Source organism: Pseudoalteromonas sp. K222D (assembly GCF_017653575.1).
GTDB lineage: Bacteria > Pseudomonadota > Gammaproteobacteria > Enterobacterales > Alteromonadaceae > Pseudoalteromonas > Pseudoalteromonas nigrifaciens.
This window is the reverse complement of sequence record NZ_JAGGDL010000028.1, coordinates 1-18,616: the sequence shown is the minus strand read 5'-3', so window position 1 is coordinate 18,616 and position 18,616 is coordinate 1. Positions and strand designations below refer to the sequence as shown.

General features: G+C 40.1%; 15 protein-coding genes and 4 tRNA genes. 13 read left to right on the top strand and 6 right to left on the bottom strand.

The features are described 5' to 3' along the window. Positions 1–39: 39 nt before the first annotated feature. Entirely contained in the window at positions 40–1,023 is a 984-nt protein-coding gene (locus tag J5X91_RS13290; protein WP_197182285.1) for a GGDEF domain-containing protein, read from the bottom strand. 354 nt (positions 1,024–1,377) lie between these two features. On the opposite strand from J5X91_RS13290, the gene J5X91_RS13285 reads away from it, so the two are divergent. Then, positions 1,378–3,159: a DUF885 domain-containing protein gene (locus J5X91_RS13285; protein ID WP_208834997.1), complete on the top strand. Its 1,782-nt coding sequence runs from the start codon at positions 1,378–1,380 to the stop codon at positions 3,157–3,159. Positions 3,160–3,614: 455 nt separating this feature from the next. Beyond that, complete coding sequence (locus J5X91_RS13280) at positions 3,615–5,096, top strand: FMN-binding glutamate synthase family protein (RefSeq protein ID WP_011329550.1); 1,482 nt, start codon at positions 3,615–3,617, stop codon at positions 5,094–5,096. A 137-nt stretch (positions 5,097–5,233) separates the two neighbouring features. Here the strand turns inward: J5X91_RS13280 and J5X91_RS13275 are convergent, their stop codons facing one another. Continuing rightward, positions 5,234–5,869, bottom strand: a complete 636-nt coding sequence (locus tag J5X91_RS13275) for a methylthioribulose 1-phosphate dehydratase (RefSeq protein WP_208834996.1) — start codon at positions 5,867–5,869, stop codon at positions 5,234–5,236. Between the two features lie 412 nt (positions 5,870–6,281). Between J5X91_RS13275 and J5X91_RS13270 the strand changes: the two genes are divergently transcribed. Further along, positions 6,282–7,055 (top strand): amidohydrolase, encoded by a 774-nt coding sequence (locus J5X91_RS13270; protein WP_208834995.1) that lies wholly within the window; start codon positions 6,282–6,284, stop codon positions 7,053–7,055. Positions 7,056–7,124: 69 nt separating this feature from the next. Continuing rightward, positions 7,125–8,552, top strand: a complete 1,428-nt coding sequence (locus tag J5X91_RS13265; protein ID WP_089368878.1) for a mannose-1-phosphate guanylyltransferase/mannose-6-phosphate isomerase — start codon at positions 7,125–7,127, stop codon at positions 8,550–8,552. 7 nt (positions 8,553–8,559) lie between these two features. Here J5X91_RS13265 and J5X91_RS13260 read toward each other — a convergent pair whose 3' ends face one another. From J5X91_RS13260 to J5X91_RS13250, 3 genes are all read right to left on the bottom strand, one after another. After that, positions 8,560–10,716 carry an ATP-binding protein gene (locus J5X91_RS13260; protein WP_208834994.1) on the bottom strand — a complete coding sequence of 719 codons (2,157 nt, stop codon included), beginning with the start codon at positions 10,714–10,716 and terminating at the stop codon, positions 8,560–8,562. 225 nt (positions 10,717–10,941) lie between these two features. After that, entirely contained in the window at positions 10,942–11,598 is a 657-nt protein-coding gene (locus J5X91_RS13255) for a response regulator transcription factor (protein WP_086994433.1), read from the bottom strand. A 213-nt stretch (positions 11,599–11,811) separates the two neighbouring features. Further along, positions 11,812–12,183, bottom strand: coding sequence for a histidine triad nucleotide-binding protein (locus tag J5X91_RS13250; RefSeq protein WP_011329544.1), 372 nt, complete (start codon positions 12,181–12,183; stop codon positions 11,812–11,814). Positions 12,184–12,276: 93 nt separating this feature from the next. Here J5X91_RS13250 and J5X91_RS13245 point away from each other — a divergent pair, with 93 nt between their 5' ends. After that, positions 12,277–12,879 carry a DUF2057 family protein gene (locus tag J5X91_RS13245; RefSeq protein ID WP_208834993.1) on the top strand — a complete coding sequence of 201 codons (603 nt, stop codon included), beginning with the start codon at positions 12,277–12,279 and terminating at the stop codon, positions 12,877–12,879. 87 nt (positions 12,880–12,966) lie between these two features. Here J5X91_RS13245 and J5X91_RS13240 read toward each other — a convergent pair whose 3' ends face one another. Beyond that, positions 12,967–14,808: a M1 family metallopeptidase gene (locus J5X91_RS13240; protein WP_011329542.1), complete on the bottom strand. Its 1,842-nt coding sequence runs from the start codon at positions 14,806–14,808 to the stop codon at positions 12,967–12,969. A 143-nt stretch (positions 14,809–14,951) separates the two neighbouring features. On the opposite strand from J5X91_RS13240, the gene murB reads away from it, so the two are divergent. From murB to J5X91_RS13200, 8 genes are all read left to right on the top strand, one after another. After that, the gene (gene murB, locus J5X91_RS13235; protein ID WP_208834992.1) at positions 14,952–15,962 is read left to right on the top strand and encodes a UDP-N-acetylmuramate dehydrogenase; all 1,011 of its coding nucleotides are present in this window, start codon (positions 14,952–14,954) and stop codon (positions 15,960–15,962) included. After that, on the top strand, positions 15,959–16,951 hold the full coding sequence (gene birA, locus J5X91_RS13230; RefSeq protein WP_011329540.1) for a bifunctional biotin--[acetyl-CoA-carboxylase] ligase/biotin operon repressor BirA: 993 nt from the start codon (positions 15,959–15,961) through the stop codon (positions 16,949–16,951). Before murB ends, birA begins: the two co-directional genes overlap by 4 nt. After that, positions 16,948–17,655, top strand: coding sequence for a pantothenate kinase (locus J5X91_RS13225; RefSeq protein ID WP_011329539.1), 708 nt, complete (start codon positions 16,948–16,950; stop codon positions 17,653–17,655). Before birA ends, J5X91_RS13225 begins: the two co-directional genes overlap by 4 nt. 117 nt (positions 17,656–17,772) lie before the next feature. Further along, positions 17,773–17,848: transfer RNA gene (locus J5X91_RS13220), tRNA-Thr, on the top strand. 41 nt (positions 17,849–17,889) lie between these two features. Next, positions 17,890–17,974: transfer RNA gene (locus J5X91_RS13215), tRNA-Tyr, on the top strand. A 45-nt stretch (positions 17,975–18,019) separates the two neighbouring features. Next, positions 18,020–18,094, top strand: a tRNA-Gly gene (locus tag J5X91_RS13210). 12 nt (positions 18,095–18,106) lie between these two features. Further along, positions 18,107–18,182, top strand: a tRNA-Thr gene (locus tag J5X91_RS13205). A 135-nt stretch (positions 18,183–18,317) separates the two neighbouring features. Continuing rightward, a partial coding sequence (locus J5X91_RS13200; RefSeq protein WP_244363788.1) for a GTP-binding protein occupies positions 18,318–18,616 on the top strand: 299 nt, incomplete at its 3' end.

The following is an 18,616-nucleotide window of genomic DNA, read 5'->3' as shown; positions in this document are numbered from 1 at the left end:
TGCCCTGAAGGTGCAATTTGAATATGATTTATCAGCTAATTAATGCTCCGCAGTAAAGCTATTTTGCCCTAAAGAGCGTGCTTTAAATGCCGCATTAGAAGCACTTTTAGTTAATTGCTCAAAGTCAGCTTGTTGTTGCTGTGCAATCCCCAAAGAGAGCTTAATTGCAGGTAATGCCAGCGCGTTTTTTGAGCTGATAAAGCGCAGCTTTGCAACACCAGCGCGTACTTTTTCTGCAATTAAATTGGTTGTTTCACAATCTACGTCGGTAAGTAGTACAGTAAATTGATCTTTTGCAGTACGCCCCGCTAGGCCGCTTTGAAACACATATTTTTGTACTTGTTTAGCCACTTTGCTTAAAATTGCTTCTGCGATTACATCGCCAAAGTTATCAATAAAGTGATCTAAATTGTCTATTTGAATAGCAATAGCACAAACCGGTTTATGTTGATTTGCCCATATTTGCACTTGCTTGGTTAAATAATGGCGTTTATACAAGCCAGTTTGACTATCAATAATATGTTGTTTACGCAGGGTGTTAAGCTGCTTTTTAGTTTTTTCGTGGAGTTGTTTAGCATTACTTAATTGTTGTTTAAACTGTTTGTGTTGCGTTAACAGTGTTGCTGTTTGCTGATCTAGCCTTGTAAGTGCGATCCGGCTATTTTTAATGTTATTTTCATCAAGCGAATGCATACACTCGCTAATATGGCCGGCAAAATTAATAAATTGTTTTTCAGTGTGTTGTGCGCTTTTAGACAGCGAGTTAATTACCCCATTAACATTCTCTATCATCGACACTTCAGTGGCATGGCCTTGATTTAAATGCTCAAAGTAGAGTTGCTCGGTAAATAAACTGTCAATAAGAGTGTTACTTGCAATAGCGCGCTCAATGGCGCTATTAAGGTCGTTGTTTACTTGGCTAATATAAGTATAAACAACCTGATAATTAAGTGGTGTAGGTGGCAAAGCATGGCGCTCTAAAAATACACACACTTTTGTCATTTTATCTTGTGCTACAGTCATAGAGTCATGGAACATCATTTGCAAATACCAACTAAATACATATGCGTATTAATTTATAAACTCATCCAATGAAGCGTTTCGCATCCAAGCACTTGTACCATAATCATTATATCGGTTATTTAAAAGTAAAAACGACAGTTAGTTATCTAAATTGTAACTTTAGCAACATAATGGCTGCTTTTATCATCAATTACTTTTTGTTTCATTCAAAAGCATGTTTTATTACTGGTTATTAAATACCAACCTGCTTATATCAGTCGTATTAGTTTTTGCGTGCTTGGTCGTATTTATCTTGCTATTTATTTAGCCTGCGATAGGTTTACAAAATCTATTTAATTGTGAAGCTATATAATAATGAATCAACTTTTATCTCGACCATTACGCCACTCGCTACTGGGAATTACTTTTTTATGCACCTTAAGTGCATGCCAAACAACCTCACTTAATGCCGATAAGCAATTTACTCAAGTTGCCGAAAACATTGTGCAAAATAGACAAGATGCTAGCCCCTACAGTAATAATCCTCAGGGGGTAGATGGCTACTTACTACCTAACTTAACTGCCGAGTATTTAGCGCAAGAATATAAAAAAAATACCCAACTACTTGCCGATTTAGATACGGTAAACATTGATAAGTTAAGTGATGAAAATCGGATTAACTTTAGTATTTTGCGTGCTCAAGTGCAAAATAGCGTGGATGAGTATGTATTTAATGCCCACTATATGCCGCTTACATCTGAATATGGGTTTCATTCAAGCTTGTCGTTTATGGTTAAAAGTTCACAATATAAAACGTTACAAGATTATAAAAATTATTTAGCGCGATTAGCTCAGGTACCACGCTTTTTTGAGCAAAATGTTTATTGGATGAAACAAGGTTTAGCAATAGGGTTAACGCAGCCTAAAGCTGTACTTAAAGGTTATGAAGATTCAATTAGTGTTTATATTGTTGATGATGTAACACAATCTGAATTTTATCAGCCATTTTTAACGAATACTGCAGGCTTAAGTAGCAGCGAATTTTATGAGCTGCAACTCCAAGCTAAAACAATAATTAAAGAACAAGTAATAGCAGCATATAAAGATTACCTCACCTTTTTTACTGAAGAGTATCAAGCAGGTGCTCGAGACAGTATTGGTATTTCGGCAACGCCTAATGGGGCTGCTTTTTATGCTAATCGCGCCAAGCATTACACCACTACAGATATGACCCCAAAAGAAATTCATGAGTTGGGCCTAAAAGAAGTGGCACGTATTCGTAGCGAAATGGAAGAGGTAATAAAAGAAGTTGGTTTTAAAGGCACGTTCGCTGAATTTATCCACTTTTTACGTACTGATCCGCAGTTTTACGCAACGACCCCTGAGCAGTTACTAAAAGAAGCTGCTTATATTGCTAAAAAAATGGATGCGCAACTGCCTACATTATTTCATACCTTGCCGCGCAAACCTTATGGCGTAGTGGCTGTTCCCGCCAATATTGCTCCTAAATATACTACAGGGCGTTACTCGGGTTCGAGCCGCGACGATCAAGCTGGTTATTACTGGGTAAACACTTATGCGCTAGATAAGCGACCTCTTTACGCGCTAGAGGCGTTGACGCTGCATGAAGCTGTACCAGGGCACCATTTACAAATATCACTTAATACTGAGCTAGAAAATTTGCCGAGTTATCGTCGTGATGCATATTTATCAGCATTTGGCGAGGGGTGGGGGCTTTATTCTGAGTACTTAGGAATAGAAGCTGGGTTTTATCAAGATCCATATAGCCGTTTCGGACGTTTAACCTATGAAATGTGGCGCGCTGCACGTTTAGTTGTTGATACGGGAATGCATATGTATGGCTGGAGCCGTGAACGCGCGATGAACTTTATGGGCGATAACACTGCTTTGTCGTTGCACAACGTTAAAACTGAAACAGATCGTTATATTTCATGGCCTGCGCAGGCGTTATCGTATAAAATTGGAGAATTAACTATTAAGCGCTTACGTAAAGAAGCGGAGCAGGCCCTTGGCCAAAAATTTGATGTGCGAGAGTTCCATCATCAAGTGCTACGCCATGGTTCAGTACCGTTATCTGTACTTGAGCAGCAAATTCGTTTGTATATTAAAAACGAACTAGCTAAACAGGATATTTAATTAATCCGCATCAATCGTAATGGCTTATATTAGGGTCTGTTTATCTTTCAAGGTTAAATTTGCAGCAGTGTGTTTGGTATTTAGGCAAGGCAGAGCCTATGTGGTGTGGTTACTCCCCATAAATAGGCGATAACGTAGCATCAATGCCAAACATGCGCTGCCCGAAGGGTTCTGCCTAGGGGCGATTGACTCTTTGTTGCCTACATGGATGTAGGTAAGGGGCGTGAGCAGGACGCGGAAGCTTTGCTCGGTTTTTACTTAGCCCACTAGGTTACAAACCTCGCGCCGTGATTAAATCGCCCCTAGTTTGAACAAATTTCAATCCGCAAAGGTCAACAGACCCTAGGGTTATAAATTAATAAAATGCGCATATCATCTATAATAAGTGATATGCGCATTTGTCTATTGAAGCCATTTTCATTTATTGGCGAAAAAGTACTGCAGAGAGGTTTTGAGTGAACAATTTTATAGTTCTAAGTATTAATGTATTTGCGAGCCTTTTTATTGTTGTATTAGGGTTTATAGTTTTATCGGTTATTATTTTTTATTTTAGAGATATAACCCAAACAAAGCATGCAATTAGGCGCAACTATCCGGTAATTGGTCGGTTTCGATATTTTTTTGAGCGCCAAGGCGAATTTTTCCGCCAGTACTTTTTCGCACTTGATAGAGAAGAAATGCCGTTTAATCGTGCTGAACGTAGTTGGGTATATCGCGCTGCAAAAGATGTTGATCATACTGCTGCGTTTGGCTCGACTCAAAGCCTTGAAGTAACCGGTACAGTGATGTTTATGAACTGTGCATTTCCTACTTTAGATGAAGAAGCGCTCGATCCTAGTAATGTGACTTTAGGCCCTTACTGTAAAACACCTTACACCACTAATTCAATATTTAATATTTCAGGTATGAGTTTTGGTGCTTTGTCAAAACCTGCAGTACGTGCTTTATCTAAAGGAGCTAAGCTTGCTGGCTGTTGGTATAATACCGGTGAAGGCGGTTTAAGCCCGTATCATTTAGAAGGCGGGGGAGATATTGTATTTCAAATTGGTACTGCTAAATACGGTGTGCGCGACGATAATGGCAATTTAAGCACTGCTAAATTAAAAGAAATAGCAGCTCACGAACAAGTAAAAATGTTTGAAATAAAGCTAAGCCAAGGCGCTAAACCAGGTAAAGGCGGTATGTTACCTGGGCGAAAAGTTAACGCTGAAATTGCAAAAATACGCGGTATTCCCGAAGGGCAAGATTCAATTAGCCCTAATGGCCATCTTGAAATTAAAAAGCCGTCAGATATTCTTGATATGTTGGCAACCGTACGTAACGCAACCGGTAAACCAACCGGCTTTAAAGCGGTAATTGGTGAGTATACTTGGTTAGAAACTCTTTTCGCTGAAATAAATCATCGCGGTATTGAGTCAGCGCCCGACTTTATTACTATTGATAGTGCAGACGGTGGCACAGGCGCCGCACCACAGTCATTATTAGATTCAGTGGGCTTACCACTGCGAGAAAGCTTGCCATTAGTAATTAATTTGTTAGAAAAACATGGGCTCAGAGAGCGAGTAAAGGTTATTGCCTCAGGTAAGTTAATCGTACCCTCTAAAGTTGCATGGGCATTAGCACTGGGGGCTGATTTTGTTGTATCTGCTCGCGGCCATATGTTTGCACTAGGGTGTATTCAAGCAATGCAATGTAATAAAGACACTTGCCCTACAGGGATCACCACGCACGACAAGCGCCTGCAACGTGGCTTAAATGTGGCAGACAAAGCACAGCGTGTGGCAAACTATAATAAGTATGTGCACTATGGAGCGGGCTTAATCGCGCACTCGTGCGGCGTATCTAGTGCGCGAGAGTTAAAACGTGAACATGTGCGTATAGTTCAAGAAAGTGGTCTTTCAGAGCCATTAGATAAAATTTACGAAAATTATAAATAACACAGTGAGCATTAAATATGTGAGTGCTTAAGCGCACTAAACTAAGCTGCTTTTTTATGCACTCAATATTTATTAGGTCATTAATTAAGGGCCATTGTTACGCAATATAACAATGGGCCTTAATTTTATTTATTTATTTATTTATTATTATTACTTGCTTGAATGCCGGTAATTTTTAAACGCTCTAATTCACAGCTAAATAAAAATTCCAGCACTTCTAAATGACGACGAACTTCATCAATATTTCGCCCTACAGCATATAAACCATGGCCACGTATAAGCACTCCGTGTTCAATAGGAGTGTGTAAATGATGGTCGCTTACCAATAAACTTAAATGGTCTATGTCTTGGTCGTTATTAAAAATAGGAATGCTTAGGGTTTCTAAATGCGAGGTAAAACCGCTTAAAGCTTTTTGCATTTCGTAGCCAGTTAAATCGAGTTTATGACTTTTTGTTATTTGCGAAAGCACGGTAGCCGCAACAGAATGCGTGTGCAGTACACATTGCGCTTCGGGAATTAGCTGATACAAGCTCAAGTGCAGTTGTGTTTCGGCTGAGCGTTTTTTTGTTCCTGCCAGAGGCTTGCCTTGTAGATCTAGCTGTAAAAAGTGCTCATTGGTCAACTTGCCTTTATCTTGGCCACTAGCTGTTATTACAAAGCCCGACTCAGTTCTTGCTGAAAAATTCCCACCGGTTGCGGGTATCCACTCTTTTTGGCTAACCCACTTCCCAGCTTCAATAAGTTGCGAAATAGCGGTATTGTTGTTTTGCATATATTCCTCACAAACGAGCATCAGTTAATTGTATTTAGACGGCTAAACTTCTATCTTAAGTGATGGTAGCACCGCTTTGCGTGCAAAACCACAATTAAGGATATAGAGTGTTAATAACTAAGCTACCAGCATAAGGTATGTTTTATCAAACTCTAATAACAATTAAGTTGGTCATTTATACTTAACCTGATCTCCGGATAATAAACCTATCTCAAGCAGCTATTTTCAGCGCTAACTGCGTTGAATTTACTTGCAATAGGCCAGCTATTAACGCGTAAATTCGCCTTATTTTCACTGAAAATCTTTGGCTAGAGAAAATAAAGTTAAATATAAATATGATTCAATACGTTAGTAAATCTCTTAACCAGAGTTCAGGTTACACTAAAAACTTAAAAGAGGGCGGCACAAAGCTATGTCAACTTTAACACTTACATTATTGCAAAGCTCACTACACTGGCTCGATAAAGACGCTAATTTAGCTATGTTTAATAAGCAGTTAGATGCAGTGACTCAGCAGTCAGACTTGATTTTACTGCCCGAAACCTTTGCCACAGGCTTTGCAATAAACTTAGATTGCGCTGAGCCTGAAAACGGCAAAGTACTTACCTGGTTAAAGGCGCAAGCGCATAAACATAATGCAGTAATTGCAGGCTCAGTATTTGTTACGCAAGGCAGTAAAAAGGCCAACCGGTTTTATTGGGTGCAGCCCAATGGAGAAGTAGACTTTTACGATAAGCGTCATTTGTTTTGTTTAGGCAACGAAGGCGACTTTGTAGTAGCAGGACAAGCGCGCAAAGTGTTTAATATTAATGGCTTTAAGCTATTACCACAAGTGTGCTACGACCTACGCTTTCCGGTATTTCAGCGCAATAACAACGATTACGATGTAATGATTAATATTGCTAATTGGCCCGCAGTGCGACGCCATGTTTGGGATACATTATTAATGGCGCGAGCGATGGAAAATGTATGTTATGTGGTTGGGGTAAATCGCATTGGTGATGATGCCAATGGTGTTGCTCACAATGGTGGCACAGCGGTATATGACTTTAAAGGTGATGCTTTAGTAAAAGCTGCAGATAATAGCCAAGCGCTAATAACCATTACTTTGCACAAAGCACCATTAAATGACTTTAAGGCTAAATTTCCGGCGCATTTAGATGCGGATGCTTTTAACTTAGTATAAAGCAGCTTAAATTAGCCAGCGGCTAATTAAGTGTTAAAATAGCCGCTGATATTTATTGGCGGCAGCACTATGAACAACTCTTTAATCACTCCAGTTATTTTAGCGGGCGGCATTGGCTCTCGTTTATGGCCGTTGTCGCGCCAAGCAATGCCAAAACAGTTTTTACCCTTACTCGATGCTGAACCTACTGGGCAGTCGTTATTACAAAATACCCTAACACGGGTAACCGGTAGGGTATTCAATCGAGCTATTTTAGTATGTAACGAACAGCACCGATTTATTGCTGCTGAGCAAGCTGCTAGTGCAAATCCGCGCGCATTACTTTTAGAACCCACAGGTAAAAATACTGCCCCAGCAATTGCTTTAGCTGCGCATTATGCGCTACAAAATGGCATAACAGGGCCACTGTTAGTTATGCCAGCGGATCATCATATAAATAATTTTAACTTACTCACCGAGCAGTTACACGGCGCGACAATATTAGCTGAGCAAGGTAAATTAGTTACCTTTTCTATTACGCCTACCGAGCCACACACAGGTTACGGGTATATAAAACAAGGAAGCGCCATTACCGGTACTGACTGCTTTGAAGTAGCTGAATTTAAAGAAAAACCCAGCTTAACCACCGCAACAAGCTACCTGTTAGATGGAAGTTATAGTTGGAATAGCGGTATGTTTTTGTTTACTGCTGCAGCGTATTTACAAGAGTTGGCTCGCTTTGCACCTAAAATTGCCAATTGTGTGGCTAACGCCGCCAATTTTAGTCAGGACTTAGGCTTTACACGCCCCAGTGCAAAAACGCTCGAAGCTTGCCCGAGTGACTCCATAGATTATGCTATTTTAGAGCGCAGTGATAACGTAGTTGTCATGCCTGTTGCCTTAAACTGGAGTGACGTAGGTGGTTTTTCATCACTTGCTAAGTTGCTAAAAAAAGATCCGCAAGGCAACAATGTAAATGCTAATTATGTAGCGCAAAACAGTAAAAACAATCTAATAATAAGCGAAACCGATCATACTATTGCCACCTTAGGGGTAAGTAATTTAGCTGTTATTCATACCCACGATGCCACACTTATTGCGAATCAAAATGAGCTTGATGCACTGCCGTTATTACTCAAAAAAGTAGCACTTACGCAAACTGACAAGTTAACCCACCACCAAGTTGTTTATCGGCCGTGGGGAAATTATCGTACCTTGGTAGAAAGCAGTGGATTTAAGGTTAAAAAAATAACCGTAAACAGCGGCGCTAAGCTCTCTACGCAGCGCCATCAATATCGTGCCGAGCATTGGGTAGTTGTATCTGGGGTTGCCGATGTATGCATTGATAAGCAAGCACTAACACTCAGTGCAGATCAGTCTTGTTATATTGCCGCTAAGCAAATTCATAGTTTGGCTAATAATAAAAATACACCGTTAATAGTAATTGAGGTACAAACAGGCACTATTTTAGATGAAAGCGACATTGAACGGTTTGATGATAAATATGGCAGAAACTAACAACGCTTTACTGCAGCCCTTTGCGTACACACCTTAAATACTCTTCTAAACTTTGCTGCCAAAGGTCGAGCGCTTCATTGATGGCGTTTTTTAGCGGCTTTTTATCAAGCATACGACGCTCTATTTTTTTCAGCGCTAAACCATAACGGTTAAAGCCCAGCTGTAGTGCGGTATTGGCTTGGCGATGTAATAATTTAATGCATTGCTCGGGCTGTTGTTCTACGAGCGCTTGGCAGCGATTTAGTTTACTGCGGGTAGAGAGCACAAACTCGTTATAAATAGACGACACTTCATCAATACTAAAAGAGCTGGTAAGCGTTTCGCTAGCGCTTGCGTCATATAAAGTATCAACCAAATCTACAGCTACAGTAGCCGTTTTAGTTGACTGTGAATCGCTTAGTGCTTGGCGCAATTTTTGGTGTTTAATAGGTTTACCTACAATGTCTTTTATACCCAGCGCTAAGTACTCTTTTACCTCACTAGGGCTTAAGCTTGCAGTAAAGGCTAGTACGGGAGTGCGCTGGTTTTTATGCTCAATTTTAGCCAATGTTTTAAGTACTTGTTGGCCGGTCAAATCAGGTAGGTTCATATCGAGCAGCACTACATCAAAATGATGCGCTTGCATTAACTCTATTGCAGTTTTACCGTCTTTTGCTAACTTAATTTTATGTTCGTCGTCGGCCATAAATTCTACGGCTATTTTTTGATTTAAATCTAAATCCTCTACTAACAACACCTTTAAACCGGTTAAATAATCTTTACTTTGATGACGTTGCGCTACTAGGCTGAGTTCGCCCAGCGCACACGTAATATCAAAGCTAAACACGCTGCCACTCCCTAGGCTACTGGCTATTTCTAACTTGCTATGCAGTTTTTCGAGTAAGCGGCTGGTTATTGCTAAACCAAGGCCTGTACCGCCTTTTTCTTTTCCGGCGCTACTTTGCACATAGGGTTCGGTTAGGTAGGCTATTTCGTCATTCTCGATGCCGGGGCCTGAGTCTTTTACGCTTATTTTAATAGTGTGTTCAAGTTGTTTTTCAGTGATTAGATCAATTTGAATTTTAACGCTACCTTGGTCGGTAAATTTAATTGCGTTACCCACAAGGTTAATAATAATTTGTCTGAGTTTTTGCTGATCGCAGTAGTAACAGGCTTGATCGGGTATATTGCAAAGTAGCTCAAACTTAAGTTGCTTTTGCTCTGCCAGAGGGCTTAGTAATAAGCATAAATTTTGTATCCAAGTTTTAAACTCAATATCTTCTTCGTAAAGAGCTTCGTCGCTTTGATCAAGGCTGGCGTAGTCGAGTACTTTATCAACCAGTAAATTAAGGGATTCGGCAGAGTTAATAATTGCCTCGCAATAGGCTTTATTGCGAGCATCACTTGTTTGGTTCATAACTAACTGAGCACTGCCTAAAATGCCGTTTAAAGGGGTGCGAATTTCGTGGCTGATAGTTGATAAAAACAACCCACGTATTTCTAGGTCTTTACGGGCTTTTTTAGTGAGCTTATTAAGATGCTGCTCTCTGCGCTCATTACACAACAGTGCCATGCCAGCGGCATAAAACATAGGTGCTATAACCCCGTTTAAAAAAAGTAACGAGCTAAACCAAGGGCTTAATAGGGTGTCATGTTGCTCAATTTTTTGCATAAATATCGAGCGGGCAATAAAGCTTACGGCAACTAAAGTTAAAATTATAATATAAACAATGCTGCCGTTGGGATAGGGCTTACGTGCATACTTTATAAATATAAACAGTAAAAATGCAGCTTCAGCTATATGCTGTATATCAGATATAAACAGCCTATCTTGAATAGATGGCGAAAAAAAGCTGTAATAACCCAGCATTACGCTGCTAAAAGCAGTAAATGCACAAACAAGTTTAAAGCCAATACCGCGATAATCTAAAAACTGGCTAATAGCAAGGCAATGCACAATTGAGGCCGCAAACATCAATATATTGGCAATGCTAATGGCGACAAGTTCAGGGACTCGCCCGATCAGAGTAAAGCCAATAATAACGCCGAGCAATAAAACAGGATAAAAAATATAAAGCAGAGTGCCTGGAGTGTGTTTATTGGTGCGCCAGGTTAAAAAATTTAGCAGGGTCATTACAACCATAACGGCGATACTGGCAAAATATAGGGTAAAAGAGTCGAGCATTGAGGCACCAATAGCGTGTTATTAGATTAAAAGTATAACAATAATTACTTAACCGAAAATAGCTCAATATATTGTTTAACACATTGAACTGTATTGAAATTAAAACGTATATTTTATTTGCTGGGGAGCGACTTATTATTTAAAGTTTGAGTTTGCTGATTAAGCTTGCCCAGATACAAAAACAGACACGTATGTGCCTGTTTTGTGTTTAAACTAAAGTTTAAATTAACGTATTTCGTCTGGAATATGCTGCTGTGCCCACGATAGTAGCTCAATACGGTTACGACATTTTGTTTTTCTAAATGCGCTGTATAAATGAGTTTTAACTGTGTGAGGGCTAATGCTTAGCTCTTCAGCAATTTCTTTATTTTTTGAGCCATTACTCATTAATGAAATTATGGCTTTTTCGCGCTTGGTAAGTTTAACTGGCTCAATATCGCCTTCGGTAAGCTTATGCAGTGCATCTTTATTAAACTGCAACATACGATTTAATGCATTACACATTATATCTCTGCGATACCAAAGTTGATCTTCAAGTAGTAAGCGAATACCTTTCATCAATACATCGGCGTTATCTGTGGTGTAAAATACACCACGAATTCCGCTAAGTAAGGCACGATTAGCAAGCTCTGGGTTTTCATCCAAATTAAATAATACGATATCGCATTTAATCCGTAAATTAACCAGTTGCTCTTTTAATTTTCCCCACGCATCTTTGCTCGATGTTTCGATAAACAAAAGTCGTGTTCCTACAGGCACATCTAAAATATTGGTGCCTGTGGTTACGCTAATACCTTGCGTTTTTAACAAAGGTTCTAAAACGTTAATACCAATAGTGTTAATGGGCTCTTCATCTAATAACAAAAAGGCTGAACTGCTCATATTATTTTTACTCTTTTATAAAGCTTATGATTAAGTTTACCACGACCTCCACACCTTTTGTATTAGAAAGTCGCGTTGTAACGCAAAAAGCAAGTACGATATTATGATTATTTAAACATAAAATGTTGCAAATAAGTAATTATTTATTGATTGCGATTACAAAATAAAACAACCTAAAAAGCTTATAACTAATTGTATAAAATAAATAGCTGTTTATAGCGCCACTTTTTTGGTGTTTTGATAAGGAGGCCAGCCCATCTCTTTACCTGCAAGCATATGTAAATGAATATGATATACGGTTTGGCCACCATGTTCATTGCAATTCATGACCACTCGGTAGCCATCGTCGGCAAAGTTTAGTTGCTTGGCTAATTTAGCCGCTACTACATATAAATTACCTACTAAATGCGAGTTTTCAGGCGTTACATCGTTAATAGTAGCAATTGCCTTTTTGGGGATAATAAGTGCGTGAAATGGCGCCTGAGGGTTTATATCTTTAAAGGCGAGAGTATGCTCATCTTCATAAATAATATCAGCTGGGATCTCACGATTAATTATTTTAGTAAAAATAGTCTCTTGGCTCATTATATGGCCCCTAATTAAGTATGATTAAAGTAAGCTCCACTAATGACAAACTTTACAAGCAGTGTCAAACTGAAATCAAATAAAGGAGAAAATATGCGTAAATCAATATTATTAGGTAGTGCCGCAGCGCTATTGTTTAGTGTGTCGAGCATGGCAGAAAATATTCACTTTCCAGAAGAGTTTGTACCTCTGCAAGTTGGTGAGCGTATTATTGAAAGCTCGATATTTAGCCGTGTTGACGACATAGAGCTAGCACCGGGTAGTTATAAATTAAAGCTTAAATATACTGACTTGTATGACCTAGGTTACGACGATCACGAAGTGGTAGAGTCTGAACCATTTTGGGTAAATGTAACTATTGAAGCGGGTAAAGATTATACTTTAGAGTTTAATCGTGCCAAAAATGCGGTTGCGGCTAAAGTATTTGCACAGTCGCCACAAGTAAGCTTAAAAGCAAAAGGAAGTGCACTGGCTGCGCCATTAAGTGTAATTTCTAATGCCCAGCTTACAAACACTGTGCCAGTACAGCAAGTTAGTAATACAACGGCAATGGCAACAAGCGCCAGCGAAGTAAGTAAACTCGTTGCACCTATTAATGGTAAAGGCATGCCTAGCGCAGCAGCAATGCTCGACTTTTGGTGGCAACAAGCAACTCCAGCTCAGCAACAAGCCTTTTTAGAAAAAGTAACCAAGTAGCTTTTTTATGCAATTAAAAAGGGCCGAATGTCGGCCCTTTTTGTATTTTAAACACTCGCTTATTAAGCTCGTTTTTATTTAAATAATTTATTCAAATAATGCGTCTATAGTGCCATGTGCTAGTGGGTGATAACCCGGGCGTGCTTTTAAGTACACGCTTTGTGCCCAGTCTTTTTTGCCGTTATCAATAAGTGACTTATAAAGCGGGACAATTAGCTTGCGACGACCAATACTGGTTAAGTGCTTATCAAGCGCCGGATAAATTGGCTGGTAGCCATTACCTACCGCTAGCATAAACCAAGCAAATGCACGTTCAGCGTTAGTTGATTGCGTTAAGTTATACGCAGTATCAAGCTCGCTCATATGTGTTTGGCTTAAATCGCGCGGTAAGTTATTTAAAAAGTGCAACCATTCATGCACCGACCAATTAGCTGTAGGCAATTGCGCTGCTGTGATATCGCCATTTAACCAAGTAGCTGTTGCTGTATCTACTTTATCAAATGCATCTGATGTTGGGTTAGGTGTATCGCTTGGTAAACCTGGCGCAAAAATCCATTCATTTACTTTATCCATGCTCACAATACCAGGGTACTTATCAATTAAGTTAGCTTTTAGGTAAGTAACAAATTGTGCAGTGGTTAAAGATTTAAAGGCAAATTCGTTAAAGTAAGTTTTTACAAAGGCGTCAAACTTATCGCGGCCATATTTTTCTTCTAGGTAAATTAAGAATAATTGCCCTTTGGTATAAGGTACAGAGCTAAACGCATCATCAGGATCGCGGCCATTAAGCTTTAAGTTAAGGCGCGTGTCTGGTGCATCAAGCGTTTTAATTTGGGCGCGAATACCTGCTGCATCAAGGGCTTGTTCCATTACTGCGCGGTCGCGACCAAATACTTCTTCCATAATGCGGTTTTCAACGTACGAGGTAAAACCTTCGTTTAACCATAAATCTTCCCAGGTTGCATTGGTAACTAAGTTACCAGACCAAGAATGAGCAAGCTCATGGGCAATTAGATTTACTAAGCTTTTGTCGCCTGCAACCACGGTTGGGGTAATAAACGAAAGGCGTGGGTTTTCCATGCCACCAAACGGAAAACTTGGCGGTAGCATAAGCAAATCGTAACGACCCCATGCATAATCGCCGTAAAGTGCGTTAGTTTTATCGATCATCGCTTGGGTGTCGTTAAATTCGGCAACTGAAGCATCTAAAATAGTTGGCTCAGCAAAAATACCGGTTTGATGCGACATTGCTTTAAATTCTAAATTACCTGCGCCAATAGCAATTAAGTAAGGCGAAATAGCTTGTGGCATATCAAAAATGTAGTCGCCATCTTTATAAAGTGCGTCTTTATTGTCGGCACTCATTACCGCACGTATATCTTTAGGAGTATGAATGCGCGCTGAGTACGTTACTCGCATTGCTGGCGTGTCTTGTACTGGGATCCAGCTACGTGCATGAATTGCTTGCGATTGGCTGTACATAAACGGGTGTGTTTTGCTGGCTGTTTGCTCTGGTGTTAACCATTGTAGGCCAGACGCTTCAGGGCGGCTATTATAGTAAATACGTACTTTTGGCGCTTGGCTTTTAAAAGTAATAGTTAATTTTGAGCCTTTAACATCATCGCGTGTTGCTAAACTAAATTTAGCTTTATGCCATGTGCCGTTTTGCGTTTGATACATTACTTTATCAATATCTAAATCGCGAGTATCGAGCACTAGAGTTTTACTGTTGTTATTTTGCCATTCTAGGGTGTGCTCAACAAAACCTTCTAATTGCTTGTCGGCAAAGTCGACATCTAAATCAAGGTTTAAATGCGTAGTAATAACGTCATTAAGATTAGCATACGAGTTTTGATCAATAGCATTGGCCATTGCTTGTGAGCACATACCAGCCATAGCTAGGCTTAAAAAAAGAGGTGTGATTTTCATAATTACCCTGAACACAAATAAATAAGTGTTGGTTTTATATCATGATTGGCGAGGCGGGTTGAGCAATTTTTACATTCAGATGCGCTATTTGCGACAATGCGTTAAACTAACGCGATTAGTTACCGGTATATTTAGAGAGCTTTGTGGCGCACTCATTACAAACGTTACATACATTTGCATTAACCAGCCAATGCCAACAATTTGTTAAAATTAATAACCTAGAGCAGCTTAAAACGCAAAGCTTTAAGCCCCCATTTTGCCTATTAGGCGAGGGCAGTAATACGGTATTTTTAAATGATTACACCGGTACTGTTATTAAAATGGCAACTCAAGGTGTACAAATAAAAGAGCGCGCAAACGATTACTTAATTAGCGTGGCCGCTGGCGAAAACTGGCATCAACTAGTCAGCGAGCTGTTGACTAAAAACATTCCCGGGCTTGAAAACCTAGCGCTTATTCCCGGTACTGTGGGTGCTGCGCCGGTGCAAAATATTGGTGCCTACGGAGTTGAATTGGCTAAATTTGTAGAGTCGGTTGAGTATTTTGATATAGCAAACAAAACCTTTAATACCTTAAATAATGCGCAATGTGAATTTGGCTATCGCGATTCTATTTTTAAACACGCGTTAAAAAATAAAGCGGTGATCACTACTGTGCATTTAGCCTTGCCTAAAGAGTGGCAGCCGGTATTGAGTTATGGACCGCTGCAGCAACTTGCAGCCGTTACGCCACAAGCGGTATTTGAGCAAGTAATAGCAACACGTAACAGCAAATTGCCCAATCCTTATACCTTACCTAATGCAGGTAGTTTTTTTAAAAACCCCATTATTACTAATCAATGTTTAGCTGCCTTATTAACAACCTTTGCAGATTTACCGCATTATAAACACGGTGCAAAGCACCATAAAGTGGCTGCGGGTTGGCTAATAGAGCAAGCGGGTTTAAAAGGCTACCGCATTGCAGGTATTGAGGTACATAAACAACAAGCCCTAGTGCTAGTAAATTACGGCCAAAGCCAAGGAAGCGATTTAATTGCGATGATTAAACATATTCAACACAGCGTATTTTCTCGTTACAACATTATGTTAGAGCACGAAGTACGCTTAATTAATAACAATAGTGAATGCCATATTACAGCGGAGCCAACGCCATGAAAGCACCCGATGGAAATAAACTCGCCATTTTAAATGCCCTCAATCAAGGTGGTTTTATTTCAGGGCAGGTATTAGGCGAGCAACTGGGTATTAGCCGCGCAGCTATTAGTAAGCATATTAAAAGCTTACAAGAAATGGGCTTAGATATTTTTAAGGTAACTGGTAAAGGTTACAGCTTAAATAGCCAAGTCGGACTGTTAAACCAAGCGCAAATACAACAACACTATCAAGCGTTAGGTGCAACTACCGCCAAAGTAGAAGTACACCCCATAATAGACTCCACTAATAGTGAGCTAATGCGCCGCATACAAGCAAAAACTGAGCTTGAGTCGGGTACTGTTATTGTGGCCGAAATGCAGCAGTTGGGGCGTGGGCGTCGGGGCCGGGTTTGGCAGTCGCCATTTGGAGCCAACTTATATTATAGTTACTTTTGGCGTTTAGATGATGGCATACAAGCCGCTATGGGCGTATCTATAGTGGTTGGCTTAGCTGTATATGATGCTATTAAAGCGCTATACAACATAGAAGTAGAGCTAAAATGGCCTAACGATATTTACCTCAATAAACAAAAGCTCGCTGGCGTATTAGTTGAGCTCGACGCGCAACCGCAAGGTCCTTGTCAGTTAGTTATAGGCATAGGTATTAACTTACAAATGCCAGAGAGCTTTAGTCAGCACATTGATCAAGCATGGACTGATTTAAGTCAACATACGCAGCAGCTTAATAAAAATCAGTTGGTTGCCTCGCTTACTTATTATTTAGAGCAGCGTTTAGAGCAGTATAGTGAAAGTGGCTTACAGAGCATGCATCAGCAATGGAATGCTTTAAATGCATTTGCTGGTGAATGTGTAGAGCTAAATACCGGACATCGTAGTTGGCGCGGAATATGTGAGGGAATAGACCCACAAGGCGGAATTCGTATTCGCCAAGATGGTGAAGTAAAAAGCTATTACGGCGGCGAAATATCGCTCAGAAAGGCGCAACTATGAAATTACTCATAGATGTAGGCAATACTTCACTTAAAGCTAAGCTGTGGCAAAACGAGCAAGTTCAAGCATGTGATTTAAATAATTTACCTTGGCATGCAATTACACACGTTATTTATGCTTGCGTAGGGCGCAGTGAGCTACTTAATGCTATTTTAGCGCAAGCCGCCTTTAATAGTATTAGCTGCTTTGAAGCTAAAGTAACTAAAACGCTAGGTGGGCTCACCTGTGCTTACGAGCATTTTAATAATTTAGGCATAGATAGATGGCTGGCACTTATTGCAAGTTTTACCTTGTATCCAAATAAGGCCTGCATAGTTGTTGATGCCGGTACGGCTACCACAATTGATGTACTCAATTGTGACGGGCAGCATTTAGGTGGCTGGATTTTACCTGGCCTTGATTTAATGACCCGCTCGTTAACGCAAAATACCCAGCGCGTTTTTGATGATGAAAATACGCCATTTACTAATCAACTGGGAATAAACACCCCAAATGGTTTAAAAAATGGTGCCTTGGTTGCCACCATAGGAGCAATTAACCAAGCTAAACCTTATTTAAATGATAAAAATACGCAAATTATTTTTGCCGGTGGTTATGGTTCGTTATTACAACAGCAATTCAAAGAGAGTATTTTTGATCCTATGCTGGTTATTAAAGGCTTAAATTATTGGTATGAATTAGATGAAAACAGCAATAAATTATAAAAAAGCCGGTTTTTGCCTGAATTGTGAGCATTTAAACAATAAATTCTCATTTATTTTAATTTTATAGTTGCATCCCAATAAAGCTTACTCTAATATCTCGCCCCGTACTAAAGCAGTGCCGACTTAGCTCAGCTGGTAGAGCAACTGACTTGTAATCAGTAGGTCAACCGTTCGACTCGGTTAGTCGGCACCACTTTCCTTTTTACCGAAAGTGCATTAGTAAAGAATTATCGTGGAGGGGTTCCCGAGCGGCCAAAGGGATCAGACTGTAAATCTGACGGCTCAGCCTTCGCTGGTTCGAATCCAGCTCCCTCCACCACTTTATTCTTGACGGTTAGAGGTATTTTAAGAACAGGTTCCTAACGCGGGCATCGTATAATGGCTATTACCTCAGCCTTCCAAGCTGATGATGCGGGTTCGATTCCCGCTGCCCGCTCCAGTTTATGGTGATGCTGATATAGCTCAGTTGGTAGAGCGCACCCTTGGTAAGGGTGAGGTCGGCAGTTCGACTCTGCCTATCAGCACCAGTTTTAAGAACCTCCTTAAGCGCTTCCTTTATCTGTCAGAAAAAACTATTTGAAATTTGAAAAAATCAACTTAATCTACCTATGGTGGATTATTTTCATATGTAATATAGATACACAAAACTGATAGGTTCCGTCATGGCAAAAGCAAAGTTTGAACGCGTAAAACCGCATGTTAACGTAGGTACAATTGGCCACGTTGACCACGGTAAAACTACATTAACTGCAGCAATCACTAACGTACTTGCAAAAGTATACGGCGGTGTTGCTAAAGATTTCGCATCAATCGACAACGCTCCAGAAGAGCGCGAGCGCGGTATCACAATTTCAACGTCTCACGTTGAATACGATACGCCTACTCGTCACTACGCACACGTAGATTGTCCTGGTCACGCCGATTATGTTAAAAACATGATCACTGGTGCTGCTCAAATGGA

What these genes read in the sequence shown, in the direction of transcription:
- J5X91_RS13290 (WP_197182285.1), bottom strand. Translation starts at nt 1,023, where the DNA reads ATGACTGTAGCACAAGATAAAATGACAAAAGTGTGTGTATTTTTAGAG.
- J5X91_RS13285 (WP_208834997.1), top strand. Translation starts at nt 1,378, where the DNA reads ATGAATCAACTTTTATCTCGACCATTACGCCACTCGCTACTGGGAATT.
- J5X91_RS13275 (WP_208834996.1), bottom strand. Translation starts at nt 5,869, where the DNA reads ATGCAAAACAACAATACCGCTATTTCGCAACTTATTGAAGCTGGGAAG.
- J5X91_RS13270 (WP_208834995.1), top strand. Translation starts at nt 6,282, where the DNA reads ATGTCAACTTTAACACTTACATTATTGCAAAGCTCACTACACTGGCTC.
- J5X91_RS13265 (WP_089368878.1), top strand. Translation starts at nt 7,125, where the DNA reads ATGAACAACTCTTTAATCACTCCAGTTATTTTAGCGGGCGGCATTGGC.
- J5X91_RS13260 (WP_208834994.1), bottom strand. Translation starts at nt 10,716, where the DNA reads ATGCTCGACTCTTTTACCCTATATTTTGCCAGTATCGCCGTTATGGTT.
- J5X91_RS13255 (WP_086994433.1), bottom strand. Translation starts at nt 11,598, where the DNA reads ATGAGCAGTTCAGCCTTTTTGTTATTAGATGAAGAGCCCATTAACACT.
- J5X91_RS13250 (WP_011329544.1), bottom strand. Translation starts at nt 12,183, where the DNA reads ATGAGCCAAGAGACTATTTTTACTAAAATAATTAATCGTGAGATCCCA.
- J5X91_RS13245 (WP_208834993.1), top strand. Translation starts at nt 12,277, where the DNA reads ATGCGTAAATCAATATTATTAGGTAGTGCCGCAGCGCTATTGTTTAGT.
- J5X91_RS13240 (WP_011329542.1), bottom strand. Translation starts at nt 14,808, where the DNA reads ATGAAAATCACACCTCTTTTTTTAAGCCTAGCTATGGCTGGTATGTGC.
- birA (WP_011329540.1), top strand. Translation starts at nt 15,959, where the DNA reads ATGAAAGCACCCGATGGAAATAAACTCGCCATTTTAAATGCCCTCAAT.
- J5X91_RS13225 (WP_011329539.1), top strand. Translation starts at nt 16,948, where the DNA reads ATGAAATTACTCATAGATGTAGGCAATACTTCACTTAAAGCTAAGCTG.